The organism is Kutzneria sp. NPDC051319, assembly GCF_040682195.1.
GTDB lineage: Bacteria > Actinomycetota > Actinomycetes > Mycobacteriales > Pseudonocardiaceae > Kutzneria.
In genome coordinates, this window is the sequence record NZ_JBFBAM010000087.1 from 19,374 (window position 1) to 36,977 (window position 17,604).

Sequence of the window (17,604 nt, forward strand, 5' to 3'; positions counted from 1 at the left end):
CCTGTCAGCCCCCTATAAATTCCCGCCGAAATATGCTCCATCCGTGACAAGAATTCAGAATCTTTTTGACACGCGACCGTATCGTCGAGGCCATGACGGCTGTCCGCACTGACGCGAACCAGCTGTGGGCCCGGCTGCCCAGCCATCTCGGGGCCCGCTTCCGACCCTATGCCGGCCGACTGGCCCGCGAGGTCGTGCACGAGATCCAGCGGTCCGTGCCGGCCTATGCCCGGCCGCTGCGCGGCAAATTCGGCCAGGTGCTGGTGGGCGGGGTGGAGCGGGCGATCGTGCACTGCTTCGACAGCGTCGGCAATCCCCAGGTGTCGTCCCAGGAGTGGACGGCCTGGTTCCGTTACGTCGGCCGGGTGGAGTTCACCGAGGGCCGCACCACCGAGTCGATGCAGACGGCGGTCCGGGTCGGGGCCCGCGCCGCCTGGCGCAACCTGTCCAAGGCCGGCCGCGAGCTCGGCATCCCGCCGGAGGTGCTGCTGCTCACCGCGGAGGCGATCTTCGCCTACGTCGACGAGCTGTGCCGAGTGGCCGTCGAGGGCTACGCGGACGCGCAGCGGCGGGCCGAGGCCGGCGGCGGGCGCCAGCGGGCGGAGTTGCTGCGACTGATCCTCGCCGACCCGCCGAGCCCTACGGAATCGATTGAGGCGCAGGCGATGGCCGCCGACTGGCCGCTACCGGCCCAGGCCGCCATGATCGCCTTGGCCGAGGACACGCCCGCGCCCCACGCCCCGGACTGCCTGACCGATGGCGGCTGCGTCCTCGCCGCCGATCCCGACCGGGCCGTCCGGCTGCTGGGCCGCAGCCTGGCCCGCCCGCTGGCGCTGGCGGTGGGCCCGACCGTGCCGCTGAGCCAGGCCCGGCAGTCGCTGAAGCTGGCGCGACGGGCCGTGGCGCTGGCGAAACGGGGCGTCATCGACGGCCCGATCGTCCGCTGTGACGACCACCTGCTCACGCTGCTGTGCCACGCCGACGAGTTCCTGCTCGACGAGCTCGGCCGCCGCAGCCTCGCCCCGTTCGACGACCTCACGGCCAAGCAGCGCGAGCGGCTGAAGGCCACGCTGCTGGCCTGGCTGGACACGCGCGGCGGCGTCAACGACATCGCCGCACGGCTCAGCGTGCACCCGCAGACCGTCCGCTACCGCATGCACCAGATCGACCAGCTCGTCGGCGACCGCATCCACGACCCGGTCCGCCGGCTGGAACTGGAGATCGCGCTGCGGCATCGTTGACCGGGTGTACGACCGCGACCACGCCAGCAAGGCCCTGGGCATCGTCATCCGACAGGACGAGCCCGGCGCCGCCACCGCGACCATGACCGTCACCGAGCAGATGCTCAACGGCCACGACATCGCCCATGGCGGTTACGTGTTCCTGCTCGCCGACACCGCGTTCGCCTATGCCTGCAACAGCTACGGGCCCGTCACCGTCGCCCAGTCGGGTCAGGTGACCTTCCTGCGGCCGGCCGTGCTGGGGGACGAACTCGTCGCAAGGGCGACCGAACGCGATCGTTTTGGCCGAAACGGCATCTACGACGTGACGGTCAGCCGAGCGGACGGCGTCGTCATCGCGGAGTTTCGCGGGCAGAGCCGACAGACTGGGAGCTGAGCGTCCACCCGCGCAGCGCCTTCTCCAGCGCCACGACCGAGTCCTCGCTGTCCATGGCCGACGCGGTGTGGAAACCCCCGGCCACCAGCCGGGTGCGCAGTTCGCGGTCCAGCATCAGCGCGACCAGCGACTCCGCCATCGCGTTGGCGTCGTCCGGCTCGACCAGCAGGCTGTCCCGGTCGTGCTCGGCGAAGTCGGACAGGGCGCCGCCGCGGACGCCGACCACCGCCGAGCCGCACGCCATCGCCCGGGCCGCGCTGGCCGCGGTTCCCAGGTGGACGGCGTCGCGCTGGTACACCTGGCGCACCAGCTCGTAGGTGGGCAGCGACCTCAGATAGCGGATCCAGCTGGGGAGCTGCTCCGGGCGGCGACCGGAGCCGAAGGCGGTGACCTCCATCGTGGGCAACAAGGCCCGGGTCCGTTCCAACGCCTCCAGCGCGGTCGCCGCCCCGGAGTCCGGTTCGACCAGCACACTCACCCGGTGCCCGCGCGGTAGCGCCGGATGTGGCGGCCGGAAGACCGCGAGGTTGAGCCCCTGCGACACGACTGTCACGGCGGAGCTGGGCACACCGAGTCCATTCAGGACGCCGGCGAGGCGCTCCGACGTGGCGATCTTGGGCACGGCCAGTCGTAGTTCAGGGTCCGCCCCCCACTGCTCACGGGACTGAACCAGCTGCCCTGCCCGACCGTGGCGGTCGGACAACTCGGGCAGCAGCTTCGACGTGCTGGCATCGGTCGCCAGCACGACATCCCCGTCGGGCACGGCGTCCGGGGACAGCCGTGCGGTCGTCACGACCCGCACCGAGGACGGCCCGCGTCCCCTGCGCGACCAGCCGGGCACCCGCAGCCCGAGCCTGTCCCGCAGCCGGACCACGCTGATCTCGTGGCCACGGGCCGCCAACTCGTCGGCATATCCCTGGATCACCTGCGCACCGACAACCGGTGTCGGACACACGAAGGTGACGCGCATACCGGCACTCCACTCCACTAGAGCCGTCAGATGCCCCGCACATCGAGCCCGGGGCCCCGACGTTACGACCCCGTGGGGCCGCACCCGGTTCAACTACGGCGCCCCCTCCCGGGTTATGCCGCCGTTCAGCCCAATCCGCGACCACACCGCCGGAGCTGTTGTCACTGCCGGTAATTGACACGAGGGTCGCTACGGCAAACGCAGCAACGTCGATGCGCTTAACAGCTCAGCCGTTCCCTCGGGCGAGTGATTGTCGGGGATGTGTTGCCAGCAAAGCGAAAGAGCCGCTGTAACGAGGCAGCCGCGAAACCCGAGAAGGATCGTGGACGTCCACCTCTTTCTCCTGATCCATCACAGTTGACGTAGCGCCCTCGCCGGCGCGAGGTCGTCGCAGTCGGTCCTGCACAAGGGAATGTGTATGAGAGGGCAACCGAGGGGGACCCCCAGCATGGCACTGCTGCCGCCCGAACACTCGCACCTGTTGGCCGTCACGACCACCCGGTTCCACGGCCGGCACCGGCACCACCGGTCGCCACTGACCGTGTGGGAGAGCCGGTACCGCACCGCTGTGATCATGTCCGACGTGCTGGCCACCGCGGCCGCCACGCTCCTGGCCACCGTCCTGATCGGACGGGAACTGCCGGACTACCTCGGCCAGCTGCCGCGGCTGGTCAGCGTCGCCGCTCTACTCATAGTGGTTGCCGCACTGCCCGCGAACCGGGCCTGGGATCCCAAGATCCTGGGCCAGGGCGCCGAGGAGTTCCGAAGACTCGGCAAGGCGCTCGTCGCCACCGCAGTGACACTGTCGGTGGCCGGCGTCGCCTTCGAGCTGACGCACCTGCGGTTATGGGTGTTCTTCGTGGTTCCGGCGGTCGGGGCAATCGCTTTCCCCGGCCGCTATCTGCTGCGTAGGCTGCTGCACAGCAGACGGGGCAAGGGTGAGTGCCTGCTGCCGGTGATGGCGGCCGGAAGTGTGGAGTGGGCGGCCGATCTGATCGCCCGCACGCGCAAGGAGCCGCACAACGGCTGGCGGGTCGAGGCCGTGTGCACGCCGGACGGCTACGGCCTGGACGGCACGCAGGAGATCGCCGGCGTGCCGGTGGTCGGCGCGCTCGGGGACCTGACCGAACGGGCACAACCGGGTGGCTATCGGGTCGTCGCCGTGGCCGCGGATCCCTATTGGACGCCGCGCCAGCTGCAGCGGCTGGCCTGGGAGCTGGAGGACACCGAGTCCGAGCTCGTGGTCGCGCCGGTGCTGATGGAGCTGGCCGGGCCGCGGCTGCACGTGTCCGGCGTGGTCGGCATGCCGCTGCTGCGGGTGCAGGCGCCCACTTTCGGCCGGGCCAAGCGGGTGATCAAGAGCATCGTCGACCGGGTCGGCGCGCTGGTGCTGCTGACCATGCTGGCCCCGGTGCTGCTGGCCATCGCCGTGCTCGTCAAGATCGACGACGGCGGCCCGGTGCTGTTCCGGCAGAAGCGGATCGGCCACAGCGGAAAACCGTTCACCATGTGGAAGTTCCGCACGATGGTGGTCAATGCCGACGCGTTGCTGGACGAGCTGCGGGCCAGCAACCAGGGCGCGGGGCCGCTGTTCAAGATGCGCCAGGACCCTCGGATCACCAGCCCGGGCCGGCTGCTGCGGCGGTACTCGCTCGACGAGCTGCCGCAGCTGATCAACGTGCTCACCGGCGCGATGTCGCTGGTCGGGCCGCGGCCGCCGCTGCCGCACGAGGTCGAGCAGTACGGCTCCGACGCGGGGCGGCGACTGCTGGTCAAGCCGGGCCTGACCGGGCTGTGGCAGATCAGCGGGCGCAGCGACCTGCCGTGGGAGGAGGCGCTGCGACTGGATCTGCGCTACGTGGAGGACTGGTCGCTGGCCCTCGACGCGATCATCCTGTGGAAGACCGTGCGAGCGGTCTTCAGCGGTCAGGGGGCGTACTGAGGTGGGCGGCTGGCTGGGGGTCAGGGCGCTGGTGACCGGGGCGACCGGGTTCATCGGCTCCCATCTGGTGAGCAGGCTCACCGAGCTCGGCGCGGTGGTGCACGCGGTGAGCAGGAAGGTCCGGGCGCACGTGGACGGCGGGCAGACCTGGCATGTCGCGGATCTCTGCGACGCCGACCAGGTCAGCTCGGTGGTCCGCGCCGCGCAACCGGATGTGGTGTTCCACTTGGCCAGCGAGGTCACCGGCGCGCGCGAGGTGCGCATGGTCCGGCCCACGCTGACCAGCAATCTCGACAGCGCGGTGAACCTGCTGACGGCCGTCGCCGACTGGGCGCCGTCCGGACGGCTGGTGCTGGCCGGATCCGTGGAGGAGCCGCGAGCCGAGGACGGCGCCGCGGTGGCGTCCTCCCCGTACGCGGTGGCGAAATGGGCCGTCTCCGGTTACGCGCGGATGTTCCACGAGCTGTGGGACGTGCCCGTGACGACGTTGCGCATCGGCATGGTCTACGGACCCGGGCAGCGGGACGTGCGCAAGCTGATCCCGTACGTGACAACGGCATTGCTGCGCGGGGAGTCGCCGGAGCTGACCAGCGGCACCCGCATGGTGGACTGGGTCTACGTCGACGACGTGGTCGAGGCGTTCCTGGCCGCGGCGGTCTGCGAGCAGGCGCCGGGGCGGGTGTTCGACATCGCCTCGGGCAGCCAGCTGTCGATCAGGGACACCATCGAGTTGCTGGCCAAGATCATCGGCGCGAACCAGCAGCCGCGGTACGGGGCCATCGCGGACCGTCCGCTCGACCACGCGCAGGTGGCCGACATCGAGGACGCGGCGGGTGTGCTCGGCTGGCGCCCGCAGGTGGACCTGGAGACCGGCCTACGCCGTACGGCCGACTATTATTCCGCTGCCCTGTAACGAAAACAGCCGTTACGTCCGATATTCCCCACAACCGGAACGGTTCGCTGGAGGTGGGGACGAGTCATGTCTGTCTCGGTCGTCAATCTGACCGTGCACGGGATCGGTCCGACCGACCGACTGATGGAGCCGGATGAGGACAAGACCTGGGTCAGCGTCGAGCAGTTCGAGCAGGTGCTCGACGCGGCCATGGGCAAGCCCCACGTGCGGCTCACCTTCGACGACGGCAACGTCTCCGACGTCGAGATCGCGTTGCCCCGCCTGGTGGAACGCGGGCTGAAGGCGGACTTCTTCGTGCTGGCCGGGCTCCTGGGTGAGCCCGGCCGGCTCGACCGCTCGGACGTGCGCGAGATCCAGGGCGCCGGCATGCGGATCGGCTCGCACGGCTGGGCCCACCGCGACTGGCGGCGGCTGACCGACGAGCAGGCCGTCGAGGAGATCGCCCACGCCACCCGGGTGCTGACCGAGCTGACCGAAAACCCGATCACCGAGGTGGCGATCCCGTTCGGCTCCTACGACCGACATGTGCTGCGACGCCTGAAGACGGCCGGCGTGCAGCGGGTCTACACGAGCGACGGTGGCGGGGCCGACGCCGATTCGTGGCTGCAGGCCCGCAACAGCCTGCACCACGACATCCAGGCCGCCTGGGCCCACGAGGTGTTGACCGGGAAACCCTCCCTGCCCTTGCGTGTCCGCCGAACGGCCGCACGCGCGGTGAAGCGGATGCGCGGCTGATGCGGTTGCCCCACAACGGTAACGCGTGCTGATCGGCGCACGATGACGTGCACATGAGGGCACGGACCGCGATCGTGGTCGTCACGTACAACAGCGCGCACGTGCTGGGCGACTGCCTACGCTCGTTGGCGGGCGGAGCCGAGGGTGTCGATCTCACCGACGTTGTCGTGGTCGACAACGCCTCCCGCGACGGCACACTGGAGCTGGCCGCGTCGTTCACCGACCTTCCGATGAGGACCGTCCAAATCGGTCGGAACGCCGGTTACGCCGCCGGCATCAACGCCGGCGTCAACGAACTGGACCTGGCCACCTTGGACTCCGTGCTGGTGATCAACCCCGACTGCCGGCTCACCGCCGGCGGGCTGGCGGCGTTGCAGGAGGCACTCACAGTGCCTGGTTGCGGGATTGCCGTGCCGCGGCTGGTCAATCCGGATGGATCCCTGCAACCTTCCTTGCGGCGCATGCCCACTGTGGGTAGAGCGTGGGCGGAAGCGGTGATCGGCGGCACCAGGGCCGGGCGCATCGGCACCCTGGGCGAGCTCGTCACCGATCCCCGTGAGTACGAGCGGCCGGCGCCGGCCGTGTGGGCGACCGGGGCGGCGATGCTCATCTCCGTGAACGCCTTGCTACAGACCGGCCCCTGGGACGAGTCCTTCCTCCTCTACAGCGAGGAGACGGAGTTCGCGCTCCGGGCGGCCGACCGCGGCTGGTCGCTGTGGTATGAGCCGACAGCCGTCATCGAGCACATCGGCGGCGACGCCGACACCAACCCCATGCTCGCCGCGTTGTTGACAGTGAACAGGGTGAAGCTGTTCCGTCGCCGCCGCGGTTTCGTGCCGGGCGTTGCCTACTACTTCGCTGTCGTACTGGGGGAATCCGCACGCGCGCTGGCCGGCCGACCGACCGCCAAGGCCTCGGTCGCCGCGCTGCTGCGACCGTCCCGCCGCATCCAGAGCCTGGCCGGCTGATGCGCTGGCTGACGTTCGACGCGCTGGGGCAGCGTGAACTCGACGCGTGGCACCGGTTGCGGGCCGGCAACCCGGCGCTGGACAGCCCGTACTTCCATCCCGGTTTTGCCGCCGCCGTGCACGAAAGCGGACGCACCGTGCACGTCGCGGTGGACGAGGACGGCTCCGGCGAGATCCGAGCGTTGCTGCCCGGTCACCGTGAGGGATCGACGCTGCGGCCGGTCGGGTGGCCCGGCGCCGACTTCCAGGGGCCGATCGTGCAGGCCGGGGAGTCCTTCTCGCCATTGGGTCTGCTCTCCGGCGGCGTCAGGTCGTTCGAGTTCGACCACCTGGTGGACGGCGTCGGTGAGTTCGAGCCGTGGATCCAGTCGCGGCGGGTGTCGCCGTACGTCGACGTGAGCGGCGGACTGGACGGCTACCTCGCCCGGGCGACGAAGTCGGGGCGGGACAACATGTCCCAGGCCCGGCGGCGGACCGCCAAGGCCGAGCGCGAGCTGGGGCCGGTCAAGTTCCAGGTCGACGTGGTCGACGAGGACCTGTTGCGCCAACTGGTGGAACTCAAGCGCGACCAGTATCGGGCAACCGGCGCAAGGGACTTCTTCGCGGAGCCCGATCGGCTCGACCTCTTGCGCCGCTTGCTCCATACTCGGGGCCGGGACTTCGGCGGCATCCTGTCGACCCTGCACGCGGGCGAGAACTTGATCGCCGCTCACTTCGGCATCCGCGCGGATTCCGTGCTGCACTGGTGGTTTCCGGTGTACGCCCCCGAGCACTCGAAGCTCGCCCCGGGCTGGATGCTGCTGCGCGAGCTCACCATCGCCGCGCCCTCGCTGGGCATCGACCGGATCGATCTGGGCCGCGGCGACGACGAGTACAAGCGCCGGGCCAAGACCGGCGATTCCACCGTGTGTCAAGGAATCGTCACCCGTAGTTCCAGCCGCCTGGCCCTGCGCAAACTGGGCGATGCCGTGGTAGCGGGGGCCAAGAACTCCCCGCTGGCACCGGGATTGCGCCGAGTGGTGCGAGGGTTGCGGAACCTCGGGAGGTAACGGGGTGGCCGCCTCCCCCGATCAAAGGGGCGCGCCCACGTCGAGCGCGATGGAGGCATCCCAAGATGAAGATCAGCGTGTTCGGGCTCGGTTACGTGGGCTGCGTCTCGGCGGCATGTCTTGCCGGACAGGGGCACCGCGTGGTGGGCGTGGACGTCAACCAGGTCAAGGTGGACCTGATCGCCGCGGGCAAGGCCCCGGTGGTGGAGGAGCGGATCGGCGAGCTGACGGCGGAAGTCGTTGCCAGCGGGGCGTTGCGGGCCACCACCGACGTGGCCGTCGCGATCGCGGACTCGGACGTCTCGCTGATCTGCGTGGGCACCCCGTCGGCGCCCAACGGCAGCCTGTCCACGGTCTACCTGGAACGGGTGTGCGAGGAGATCGGCGCGGCCATGGCGGCCAAGACCGGCCGGCACACCGTGGTCCTGCGCAGCACCATGTTGCCGGGCACCTGTCTGGACCTGTTGCTGCCGATACTGGAGAAGTCCTCCGGCCTGACCGCCGGCGTGGACTTCGGCGTCGCGGTGAACCCGGAGTTCCTGCGCGAGGGCACCAGCGTCCGCGACTTCTTCGACCCGCCCAAGACCGTGATCGGCGAGTTCGACACGGCCAGCGGCGACGTGGTGGCCGCCCTGTACGAGGGCCTGCCGGGCGAGGTGTTCCGGGTGCCGGTGCCGGTGGCCGAGATGACCAAGTACGCGGACAACGCCTTCCACGGCTTGAAGATCGCCTTCGCCAACGAGCTCGGCTCGGTGGCCCGCGCGCTGAACGTGGACTCGCACCGCGTGATGGACGTGTTCCTGGCCGACCGCAAGCTCAACGTCAGCCCGGCCTATCTCCGGCCCGGCTTCGCCTTCGGCGGCTCGTGCCTGCCCAAGGACCTGCGCGGCCTGGTGTACGCCGCACGCCGGGCCGACGTGGCGGTGCCGCTGCTGTCGCACGTGCTGCCGTCCAACGAGGAACACCTCAAGCGCGCCTTCGAGTTCATCGCCGCGACCGGGCGAAGACGAATCGGCCTGTTCGGCCTTTCCTTCAAGCCCGGCACCGACGACCTGCGTGAGAGCCCGTTGGTCGAGCTGGCCGAGCGCCTGCTGGGCAAGGGCTACGACCTCCGCATCTACGACGCCAACGTGACGCTGTCACGGCTGATGGGCGCGAACCGCGAGTACATCGAGAGTCGGCTGCCGCATCTCGGCGAGCTGCTCAGCAATTCCGTCACCGAGGTGATGGCGCATTCCGAAGTGTGCGTCATCGGATGCCGGGACGACGCCGTCCTGGAAGCGCTTGCCCCAGAGCAATTCAACGCTGCGGGCGAGCGCGTCATCGTCGACCTCGTCCGCCTTCCCGACGCCGAGCTGCGCCGGGAACGACCTGGATACGTGGGCCTTGGCTGGTAAAGCACTCATCCTGGTGGAGAACCTGTCCGTCCCGTTCGACCGCCGCGTGTGGCAGGAGAGCAAGGCGCTGCGCGACGCCGGCTGGGACGTGCACGTCATCTGTCCACAGGGGACGAAACAGGACCGGGAACCGTACGCCGAGATCGACGGGGTGAAGATCCACCGGTATCCGCTCAAGGCGGCGACCGGCGGCCCCCAGGGCTATCTGTTCGAGTACGGCGCCGCGGTGTGGCACACCTTCCGGCTGGCCCGCAAGATCGGGCCGGTCGACGTGGTGCACGCCTGCAATCCGCCGGACCTGCTGTTCCTGGTGGCGCGCTGGCTCAAGCGCGGCGGCGCGAAGTTCATCTTCGACCAGCACGACCTGGTGCCGGAGCTGTACCTGTCGCGGTTCAACCGCGGCGAGGACTTCCTGTACCGCGGCGTGTGCCGGCTGGAGCGGTCCACGTACCGCGCGGCGGACGTGGTGATCTCCACCAACGAGAGCTACCGGCAGGTGGCCCTCAAGCGGGGCGACATGGACGCGCGCAAGGTCTTCGTGGTCCGCAGCGCGCCGGCGGTGGAGCGTTTCCACGAGGTGCCGCCGGAGGAGGAGCTGAAGAAGGGCAAGCCGCACCTGTTGTGCTACTTGGGTGTGATGGGCCCGCAGGACGGCGTCGACTATGCCTTACGGTCGTTGGCCCGCATGCGCGACGAGCTCGGCCGCACCGACTGGCACGCCGTGTTCATGGGCGGCGGCGACACCTTCGACCAGATGGTGGCCCTGTCGCACGAGCTCGGCCTCGACGATCTGGTCGAGTTCACCGGCCGGGTCAGCGACGCCGACCTGCTGCGCTACCTGTCGGCCGCGGACGTGTGCCTCGCGCCGGACCCGCTCAACCCGCTCAACGACGTCTCCACCATGAACAAGATCATGGAGTACATGGCGATGTCCAAGCCGATCGTGTCCTTCGACCTGGTCGAGGCGCGCGTGTCGGCCGACGAGGCGGCGGTGTACGCCGCGGCCAACGACGAGTCCGAGTTCGCCAAGCTCGTGGTCAAGCTGCTCGACGACCCGGCCGAGCGCAAGCGCATGGGCGAGCTGGGCCGGGCCCGGGTGGCCGGCCCGCTGTCGTGGGAGAACTCCCGCAAGGCCCTGCTGGCGGCGTACGCTGCGGCACTGACCTGAGCTGACCCCCGGCTTGACTGACGCCGCTTCGGTGACCACCGTGGAACCACCATGACCAGTGTTGTCATCCCCGCCCACAACGAGCAGGCGGTGCTCGGGCGCTGCCTGAGCACCCTGCTCGCGGAGGCCGACGAGGAAGAGTTCGACGTTGTCGTCGTGCCGAACGCCTGCACGGACGACACCGCCGCCGTGGCGCGGCAGTACGGAGTGCGGGTGGTGGAGACCCCGTACGGCGGCAAGGCGCACGCCCTGCGCCTCGGCGACGACACGTGCCGGGACTTCCCGCGCGTGTACCTGGACGCCGACATCGAGCTCACCACGCAGTCGCTGCGGGAGCTGGTGTCGGCGCTGGAGCGGCCCGGCGTGCTGGCGTGCGCGCCCGAGCCGCGGTGGGACCTGTCCGGCGCCAGCCGCGTCGCCCGGCGCGTGCACCGGGTACACGATCGGCTGATTGCGCCGAGCCGGGTGCTGGCCGGCGTCGGCGTGTACGTGCTGTCCAAGGACGGACACGCCAAGGCGTTCCCGCTGCCCGATGTCATCTCCGACGACGGCTGGGTGCACCGGTCGTTCACGCCGCTGGAGCGGGTCGTCGTGCCGTCGGCGCACTCCGTGGTCCGGCCGGCGCGGACCGTGGGCGCCCACCTGCGGCGGCGCAAGCGGGTCCGCCAGGGCAACCGGCAGCTGGCCGCGATGGGCCGGCCCGCGCCGGAGGGGCGGCTCAAGCTGACCGCCCTCGGCTCGCTCATCACCCGGCGGTCGGTGTCCCTTGTGGACGCCGCCTGCTATCTCACCGTGCTCGTGATCGACAAGATCCTCGCGCGCCGCAAGGCCGAGGTCGAGTGGTCGCCCGATCTGAGCACCCGTTGACGGGACCTGGTTGCTGATGCGTGTGGAAGAAGCCGGCATCGAAGGTGTGCTGCTGTTCGTGCCCACCCCCCACCGGGACGACCGGGGCCTGTTCACCCGGACCTTCGACCTGGCCATCGGCGAGAAACACTGCGTCGGGGACTTCCTGCAGGACAGCCAGTCCCGCTCGCGCCTGGGCACCATCCGCGGCATGCACGGACGCGGCGGCCGAGGCGAGGCCAAGCTCGTGCGCTGCGCCCGCGGCGCCGTGCACGACGTCCTCGTCGACGCCCGGCCCGGCTCCTCCACGTTCGGGCGAATCGAGTCGTTCCTGCTCGACGACGAGACCTTCGCGACGCTATATGTTCCGCCGGGCCTGCTGCACGGCTTCCAGGCGCTGACCGACCTGGCCGACGTCTGCTACCGGATCGACCGCGAGCACGACCCCGCCGAGGACATCGCCGTCCGCTACGACGACACCGACCTGGCCATCGCCTGGCCGCGCCCGGTGACCGCCGTCAGCGCGCGCGATGCCGGCGCCGGGTCGTGGGCGCAGCTGCTGACCACTTTGGAGAGATCACCATGAGACAAGCCTTACCCATCGCCGTGATCGGGGTGGCGGCGATGGTCCTGACAGCCTGCACCGGGTCGACACCCGTGGCCGACCCGGTGAGCACCACCCCCAGCGACACCACCGTCAGCAGCACCACGGCTGCCTCCAGCACCACCTCGTCGTCCGCCACCTCCTCGTCGACGACGACGTCGAAGCCTTCCACCACTTCCAAGGCCGCTCCCCCGCCCGGTCGCAGCGGCGGCGGTCGTTGCCCGGCCTATCCCACGCCTTCGTGCACCGGTGTTCCCGGTGGCACCAAGCTTTCCGCCGTGACCCTCAATTCCGGCGACGCGTATCGGGTGAGCCAGGACGGCGCCGTGCTCGACGGCATGCACATTCCCGGAAACCTGCTCATCACCGCGCACAACGTCACCGTGCGCAACAGCCAGATCGACGGCTTCGTCACCGACGAGTACGAGAACGTCGACTACTCGTACACCATCGTCGACTCCACCGTCGGCCCCGCCGCCGGCTGCGATTCCCAGCCCGGCGTCGGCGAGGGCAGCTTCTACGCCCGCGGTGTGCTCATCCGCAACCACGGCGACGGTTTCCGCGACTCCGGCAACGACATCGAGATCCACGACTCGTACGTGCATCTCTGTTCCAATCCCGGAGACCATTCCGACGGCATCCAGAGCTACCAGGGCGGGCACAACCTCGTGCTCGACCACAACACCCTCGACCAGCGCGACGCCAAGGACATCACCGCCCCCATCTTCCTCACCGACCTGACCAACACCGTGTCGGTGACCAACAACCTGGTGGCCGGCGGCACGTACTCGATCCAGGTCAAGGGCGCCGGCGGCACGGTGGTCGTGCGGGGCAACCGCATGGTCGACAAGTCCTGGGTCTACGGCCCCGTGGAGTCCGACTGCGGCACCATCCAGTGGTCCGACAACTCCTTGGTCACCATAGACAGCGCCTACAACGTCACCGGCACCGTGGCCCCTCTCCCCTGCCACGGCTGAGAACCCGGCAACCTCCAGGCCCGAAGAGAACGCGAGTCCCGCTCTCGGGCACTCATGAACTCAACACATGCCTGCCCGACAGCGGGACTCGCGGTGGTTCGCGGGCAACTACACGACCTCGGCCACGGCTTCGTGGCGTCGACGGCGGACCAGCACATCCCGCAACCAGGCCCAGCGGTACCGAATCCAGTACAACACCCCGAACTGGTCCTCATGCGGCGCCAACTGCTTGGCCGTCCGCAACAACGAGCCCGAGGCCCCCACCAACACGAACGTCAACCCGGTCACCGTGGCGAATGCGGTCAGGTCGAACGTCGCCGACCCGATCAACGGGGCCACCAAGCTCGCGCAGATGGTCAGCGCGAGATCCCGTGCCCCGGGGTCCTTGCTCAAATACCGGGCCCGCAGCGCGGAGTAGAACGCGCACAGGAAGATCCCGGCAAAGGCCGCCACCCCGACAAAACCGGTTTCCACGGTGGACAGGATGTACTGGTTGTCGAACACCTCGTGCTTGCCGGCATACCAGGTCCCCGGCCCGTGCCCGAACAGCGGATGCAGGCTGATCTGCTTGGCCGCCACGGCCGAGGCATAGGTCCGGTGGGAAATGCTGCTGTCGTTGCCGATGTTGGCGAACAGGTTGTACAGCGCCCCGAGAAGGCTCGGCACGGCCACCTTCATAATGCCGAGGAAAACGAGCCCCACCAACAGGGTGTACCACCGTCGCTTGGCCGGCCAGCCGATGAACAGCACCAGCCCGGCGCCGCACACACCGAGCACGGCCGATCGCGAGATGGAGAACATGAGCCCGGCGGCGATGATGCCGCAACAGATCCACCAGCGCAGCACGGGTTCGCGGCGGCCCTTGGCCTGGAAGGCGAAATGCGAGGCCAGGGGCAGCAACATCGCGCACAACACGCCGAATTCGATGGGATGCCCGGTGGTGCCGGCCACCCGGGCCAGCGCCTCGCGCGTCTCGACGAAGCCGTCGTCGGACGTGAATCGCAGGCCAGGCAACACCATGTACTGGGTGAGGTCCAACTTCAGGATGAACTGACAGCAGCCCACTATCGCAACGCCGGTGCCGCACACGACCGCTGCCTTGAGCACGCGGTCGAGCCGGATGAGGCCCCGCACACCGTCGTTCATCATCAGCGCCACGGCGCAGTTGCCGATCACCAGCACCAGCGCGTGGTCGGAAAGCTTGACCTCGTCCGACGGCAGTGGCCCGTAATTGGCGTACCCGTACGAGAAGAACACGGCTATCGCGTAGACGAAAATGCCGGTGCGAACCGGGGTTCGCCCTTTGGCCATGCCGAGCGTCAATGTGAGCTGCGCGCACGCCCAGCAGATGGCGGCGAACAGCGCGGCCACGTTGCCGGGGGTCAGCGACAGCGGAATTCCCTTGAAAACCGCCCGCGCGGGTATCAGCATCAGCACCGCGACGAAGATGCAGACCAGCGTGGCCCCGTCGGCCATCGTCCGGGTCTTGCTGCCCGGCAGGAAGTCGGTCGACATGTCAGGCGCCGCTCGACGCGGCCACGAGCGACTGCTCATGAGCCGGGGACTTGCGCCGACGCGCCTGGTAGTAGCTTTCGAAGCTGTAGGCGGCGCACAGCGCGGCCACGACACCCATCAGCACGGCGATCGCCGCCGCCCTGGTCTTGTTGCCGCGCTGGGCAACCGGTGTCGTCGGCTGCACGGCGACGTCGAGCGTGATGTACGTCTGCTCCGGCGCGTTCAACGCCTTCTGCCGCCCGGCCAGCTCCTGCTTGACCCGCTCCACGCACCGCTTGGCGATGTCCTGCGCGGCCTGCGGGTTGCGGCTGTCGCCCTCGACGAACACGAACGGGCCGGCGACGATCTGCTCCTGCTGGTTGGTGCTGCCGTTGGTCACCTTGTACGAGGGGTCCCCGGTCGGCGACGCGCCCATCGCGGCGGCCACCTCCGGCGTGTTCAGGGCCTGGATGACGATCGCCGCCGCGTTGTTCAGCCCCTGGTCGAAGTTGAGCAGCGGGTTGGTGACGGTGCCCTTGTCGGTGGGCAGCGCGGGCAGGCTGCCGCCGGCCAGGGGCTGGTCGAGCACCAGCACCGCGGTGGAGGTGTAGGTCACCGGCACCGTCAGGTAGATGCCGACCGCGGCGCCGACCGCGATGAGGAACGCCGGCAGGGCGACGTACCAGCGGCGGAACAGCACGAGCATCGTCTGCCAGAAGTCCATGTCCGGCTACACCGTCTCATGTGGAGAGTCAGGGCCGTCGGTCAGCGTGCCGCGCACGGTCAGCACGGCTTTGTCCTTGGCCCGGGCGATCCGCACGGTCGGTGGGTCGAGCTCACCGGGAGAGCGAGTGAGCTCGGCCACGTTGTCGGGCGCGCGCAGCTTGCGGGACTCGCGCATCCGGTCACGGGCGTACGCGCCGCCGAGGCCCAGCAGGAGCACGAGCAGCAGCGCCACGCCGGTGAGCTGAAGCTTGAGGGTCATCTTGGTGACGGGCGCCGTCGGCGAGATCACGTCAACCATGGCCAGATAGGTGATCGGCGGCGCGTTCAACGCCTTCTGCCGGGCCACCAGCTCCTGGCGCAGCTGGTCCTGAGCCTTCTTCACGACCGCGCTGGCGGCATCGGGCGAGGTGCTCTCGCCCTCCACGTACACGAACGGGCCGTTCTGGCTGCTGCTGAGCAGATCCGGGCTGCTGGTGCCGTCGTTGATCACGATCGAGGTGGCGCTGTGCGGCCCCGCGCCCAGGTCGGCCAGCGCCTGAGGGGTGTTCATGGCCTGGATCAGGATGCCGGTGGTGGTCTTGAGGCCGTCGTTGAAGTTCAGCAGCGGGTTGGTCAGGCCGGTGGGCTTGCTCGGGTCCAGGGACAGCGTGCCGCCGCCGGCCGGGGTGGCCAACACCATGAAGGCTCGCGACACGTAGTGGGTCGGCACCAGGATGAAGGTGACCGCCGCGGCCAGCACGGCCAGCAGAACAACCGGCGGGCCGACGTAGCGACGGCGTAGCAGACCCCACATGGATTTCCAGAATTCCATAGGCCCCTGCCCCGTTCCGTGAGCGCCGGTCACGGCGACCGCCGGCATCCGAACAATCGATGACCTGCAAATTGTTGTTACAGACTGGGCCGTTCGGACCAGTGCACGTTGCTCCGAGGGTTCGGTTACGCGGGCGGGCGCGGGCGCGATGTGAGGGGCATGGACTCAAGCGGCCGCATCCGCCTCGTCGGGCTGGACGGCATCCGGGGACTGGCGGCGCTGTTCGTGGTGCTGCACCACAGCTACCTGATGGCGTTCCCCGGCTTTCCCGAGACGCATGCGCCCGCCTGGACGGGTTTCCTGCTGTACGGGCATTTCGCCGTGGTCGTGTTCATCGTGCTGTCCGGTTTCTCGCTGGCCGTGTCGCCCGCTCGCAACGGGTGGCGCCTGGACAGCAAGGCCAAGTTCGCCCGTCGACGGGCCTGGCGCATCCTGCCGCCGTACTGGCCCGCCCTGGTGTTCAGCCTGATCATCGCCTGGACGCTCGTGCCCCAGCCCGGCGAGGGCGTGCCGACCGGAAAGTCCGTTGTGCTGTACGGGTTCCTGTTGCAGGACGTCTTCGGTTCACCCAGCCCCAACGGCGCGTTCTGGTCCATCGCCGTGGAGGCGCAGCTGTACTTCGTGTTCCCGCTCATGTTGTTGGCCCTGCGTCGGGCCGGCGCCGCCGTGATGCTCGGCGTGACAACAGCAGTTGTCGTGCTCATCGGCGCCCTGGCGCCTCATGTGTCCGTTGTGGACGCTTTGACGCGGTTCACGCCCCAGTTCGCCGCCCTCTTCGCCGCCGGTGTCGTGGCCGCCGGAATCGTCTCCGCCCAGGAGAAGTGGCACCGCGTCCGCTGGCAGTGGTGGGCCTTCGCCGCCGTCGTGCCGGTGATCGCCCTCATCGTGGTCATGGGCCCCGTCTGGACCACCAGCAACTTCCTCTGGGTCGACCTCGCCGCCGGCCCCGCCGTCGCACTCCTGCTGGTCGCCGTCGCCACCCGCCAGCCCAAGCCCCTGGTACGCCTGCTCGACACCGCCCCCATGCGCAGCCTGGGCTCGTTCTCCTACAGCCTCTACCTCACGCACGCGCCCATCGTCGTCGTGGCCTACACCTTCGTCGTCGGCCCTCTCTTCGGCACCGGCCTCGGCGCCTTCGGTGTGATGCTCCTGATCTGCGTCCCGGTGACCGTCGCCTTCGCCCGCGGCTTCGCCGCCCTGTTCGAGATCCCCTTCGTCAAGCACCGCAGCTGGGCCGCTCTGAAGGGCTCCGTTGCCGCGAAGCCCAAGATCGAAGAACCGGTTCCGGCGACGGAATGATCCCCTTCATGCAGGGAAGGACGCCTTACCCTCGTTGAACGCAGGGAAGGACGCCTTACCTGCATGCGGCCATGCAGGTAAGGCGTCC

At 69.3% G+C, this 17,604-nt stretch carries 18 protein-coding genes; 13 read left to right on the forward strand and 5 right to left on the reverse strand.

Annotated features, from left to right (window positions below):
- Nucleotides 1-92 precede the first annotated feature (92 nt).
- Together AB0M73_RS43825 and paaI are read left to right on the forward strand one after the other, a co-directional pair.
- A complete protein-coding gene (locus tag AB0M73_RS43825) occupies nucleotides 93-1,241 on the forward strand; it encodes a helix-turn-helix domain-containing protein (protein ID WP_363904929.1) in 1,149 nt (382 codons plus the stop codon).
- Nucleotides 1,242-1,245: 4 nt separating this feature from the next.
- The gene (gene paaI / locus AB0M73_RS43830) at nucleotides 1,246-1,617 is read left to right on the forward strand and encodes a hydroxyphenylacetyl-CoA thioesterase PaaI (protein WP_363904932.1); all 372 of its coding nucleotides are present in this window, start codon (nucleotides 1,246-1,248) and stop codon (nucleotides 1,615-1,617) included.
- Here the strand turns inward: paaI and AB0M73_RS43835 are convergent.
- Nucleotides 1,574-2,587, reverse strand: coding sequence for a hypothetical protein (locus AB0M73_RS43835; protein ID WP_363904935.1), 1,014 nt, complete (start codon nucleotides 2,585-2,587; stop codon nucleotides 1,574-1,576). The two genes, paaI and AB0M73_RS43835, sit on opposite strands and share 44 nt — an antisense overlap.
- Nucleotides 2,588-3,161: 574 nt before the next feature.
- Here AB0M73_RS43835 and AB0M73_RS43840 point away from each other — a divergent pair.
- The 9 genes from AB0M73_RS43840 (at nucleotide 3,162) to AB0M73_RS43880 (ending at nucleotide 12,191) form a co-directional block, all read left to right on the forward strand.
- Complete coding sequence (locus AB0M73_RS43840; RefSeq protein ID WP_363904975.1) at nucleotides 3,162-4,529, forward strand: sugar transferase; 1,368 nt, start codon at nucleotides 3,162-3,164, stop codon at nucleotides 4,527-4,529.
- A gap of 1 nt (nucleotide 4,530) precedes the next feature.
- The gene (locus tag AB0M73_RS43845; protein ID WP_363904938.1) at nucleotides 4,531-5,442 is read left to right on the forward strand and encodes an NAD-dependent epimerase/dehydratase family protein; all 912 of its coding nucleotides are present in this window, start codon (nucleotides 4,531-4,533) and stop codon (nucleotides 5,440-5,442) included.
- 66 nt (nucleotides 5,443-5,508) lie between these two features.
- Nucleotides 5,509-6,177, forward strand: a complete 669-nt coding sequence (locus AB0M73_RS43850) for a polysaccharide deacetylase family protein (RefSeq protein ID WP_363904941.1) — start codon at nucleotides 5,509-5,511, stop codon at nucleotides 6,175-6,177.
- A gap of 53 nt (nucleotides 6,178-6,230) precedes the next feature.
- Nucleotides 6,231-7,145, forward strand: coding sequence for a glycosyltransferase family 2 protein (locus AB0M73_RS43855; protein ID WP_043718449.1), 915 nt, complete (start codon nucleotides 6,231-6,233; stop codon nucleotides 7,143-7,145).
- The gene (locus tag AB0M73_RS43860; protein ID WP_363904944.1) at nucleotides 7,145-8,194 is read left to right on the forward strand and encodes a GNAT family N-acetyltransferase; all 1,050 of its coding nucleotides are present in this window, start codon (nucleotides 7,145-7,147) and stop codon (nucleotides 8,192-8,194) included. Before AB0M73_RS43855 ends, AB0M73_RS43860 begins: the two co-directional genes overlap by 1 nt.
- Nucleotides 8,195-8,259: 65 nt before the next feature.
- Nucleotides 8,260-9,591, forward strand: coding sequence for a nucleotide sugar dehydrogenase (locus AB0M73_RS43865; RefSeq protein ID WP_363904947.1), 1,332 nt, complete (start codon nucleotides 8,260-8,262; stop codon nucleotides 9,589-9,591).
- Nucleotides 9,581-10,759, forward strand: coding sequence for a glycosyltransferase family 4 protein (locus tag AB0M73_RS43870; protein WP_363904950.1), 1,179 nt, complete (start codon nucleotides 9,581-9,583; stop codon nucleotides 10,757-10,759). Before AB0M73_RS43865 ends, AB0M73_RS43870 begins: the two co-directional genes overlap by 11 nt.
- Nucleotides 10,760-10,810: 51 nt before the next feature.
- Nucleotides 10,811-11,626, forward strand: a complete 816-nt coding sequence (locus tag AB0M73_RS43875) for a glycosyltransferase (RefSeq protein ID WP_363904953.1) — start codon at nucleotides 10,811-10,813, stop codon at nucleotides 11,624-11,626.
- A gap of 16 nt (nucleotides 11,627-11,642) precedes the next feature.
- Nucleotides 11,643-12,191, forward strand: coding sequence for a dTDP-4-dehydrorhamnose 3,5-epimerase family protein (locus tag AB0M73_RS43880; protein WP_363904956.1), 549 nt, complete (start codon nucleotides 11,643-11,645; stop codon nucleotides 12,189-12,191).
- On the opposite strand, the gene AB0M73_RS43885 is transcribed toward AB0M73_RS43880, so the two are convergent.
- Nucleotides 12,124-12,390, reverse strand: a complete 267-nt coding sequence (locus AB0M73_RS43885) for a hypothetical protein (protein WP_363904958.1) — start codon at nucleotides 12,388-12,390, stop codon at nucleotides 12,124-12,126. The two genes, AB0M73_RS43880 and AB0M73_RS43885, sit on opposite strands and share 68 nt — an antisense overlap.
- A gap of 97 nt (nucleotides 12,391-12,487) precedes the next feature.
- Here AB0M73_RS43885 and AB0M73_RS43890 point away from each other — a divergent pair, with 97 nt between their 5' ends.
- Entirely contained in the window at nucleotides 12,488-13,186 is a 699-nt protein-coding gene (locus tag AB0M73_RS43890) for a hypothetical protein (RefSeq protein WP_363904961.1), read from the forward strand.
- A gap of 108 nt (nucleotides 13,187-13,294) precedes the next feature.
- Here the strand turns inward: AB0M73_RS43890 and AB0M73_RS43895 are convergent, their stop codons facing one another.
- Genes AB0M73_RS43895 through AB0M73_RS43905 form a run of 3 tightly spaced genes read right to left on the reverse strand, consistent with a single transcriptional unit; the run spans nucleotide 13,295 to nucleotide 16,217 of the window.
- Complete coding sequence (locus AB0M73_RS43895) at nucleotides 13,295-14,701, reverse strand: O-antigen ligase family protein (protein WP_363904964.1); 1,407 nt, start codon at nucleotides 14,699-14,701, stop codon at nucleotides 13,295-13,297.
- Nucleotide 14,702: 1 nt separating this feature from the next.
- A complete protein-coding gene (locus AB0M73_RS43900) occupies nucleotides 14,703-15,404 on the reverse strand; it encodes a hypothetical protein (RefSeq protein WP_363904967.1) in 702 nt (233 codons plus the stop codon).
- 6 nt (nucleotides 15,405-15,410) lie between these two features.
- Nucleotides 15,411-16,217 (reverse strand): hypothetical protein, encoded by an 807-nt coding sequence (locus AB0M73_RS43905; RefSeq protein WP_363904969.1) that lies wholly within the window; start codon nucleotides 16,215-16,217, stop codon nucleotides 15,411-15,413.
- 159 nt (nucleotides 16,218-16,376) lie between these two features.
- Here AB0M73_RS43905 and AB0M73_RS43910 point away from each other — a divergent pair, with 159 nt between their 5' ends.
- Nucleotides 16,377-17,516, forward strand: a complete 1,140-nt coding sequence (locus AB0M73_RS43910) for an acyltransferase (protein ID WP_363904972.1) — start codon at nucleotides 16,377-16,379, stop codon at nucleotides 17,514-17,516.
- Nucleotides 17,517-17,604: the final 88 nt, after the last annotated feature.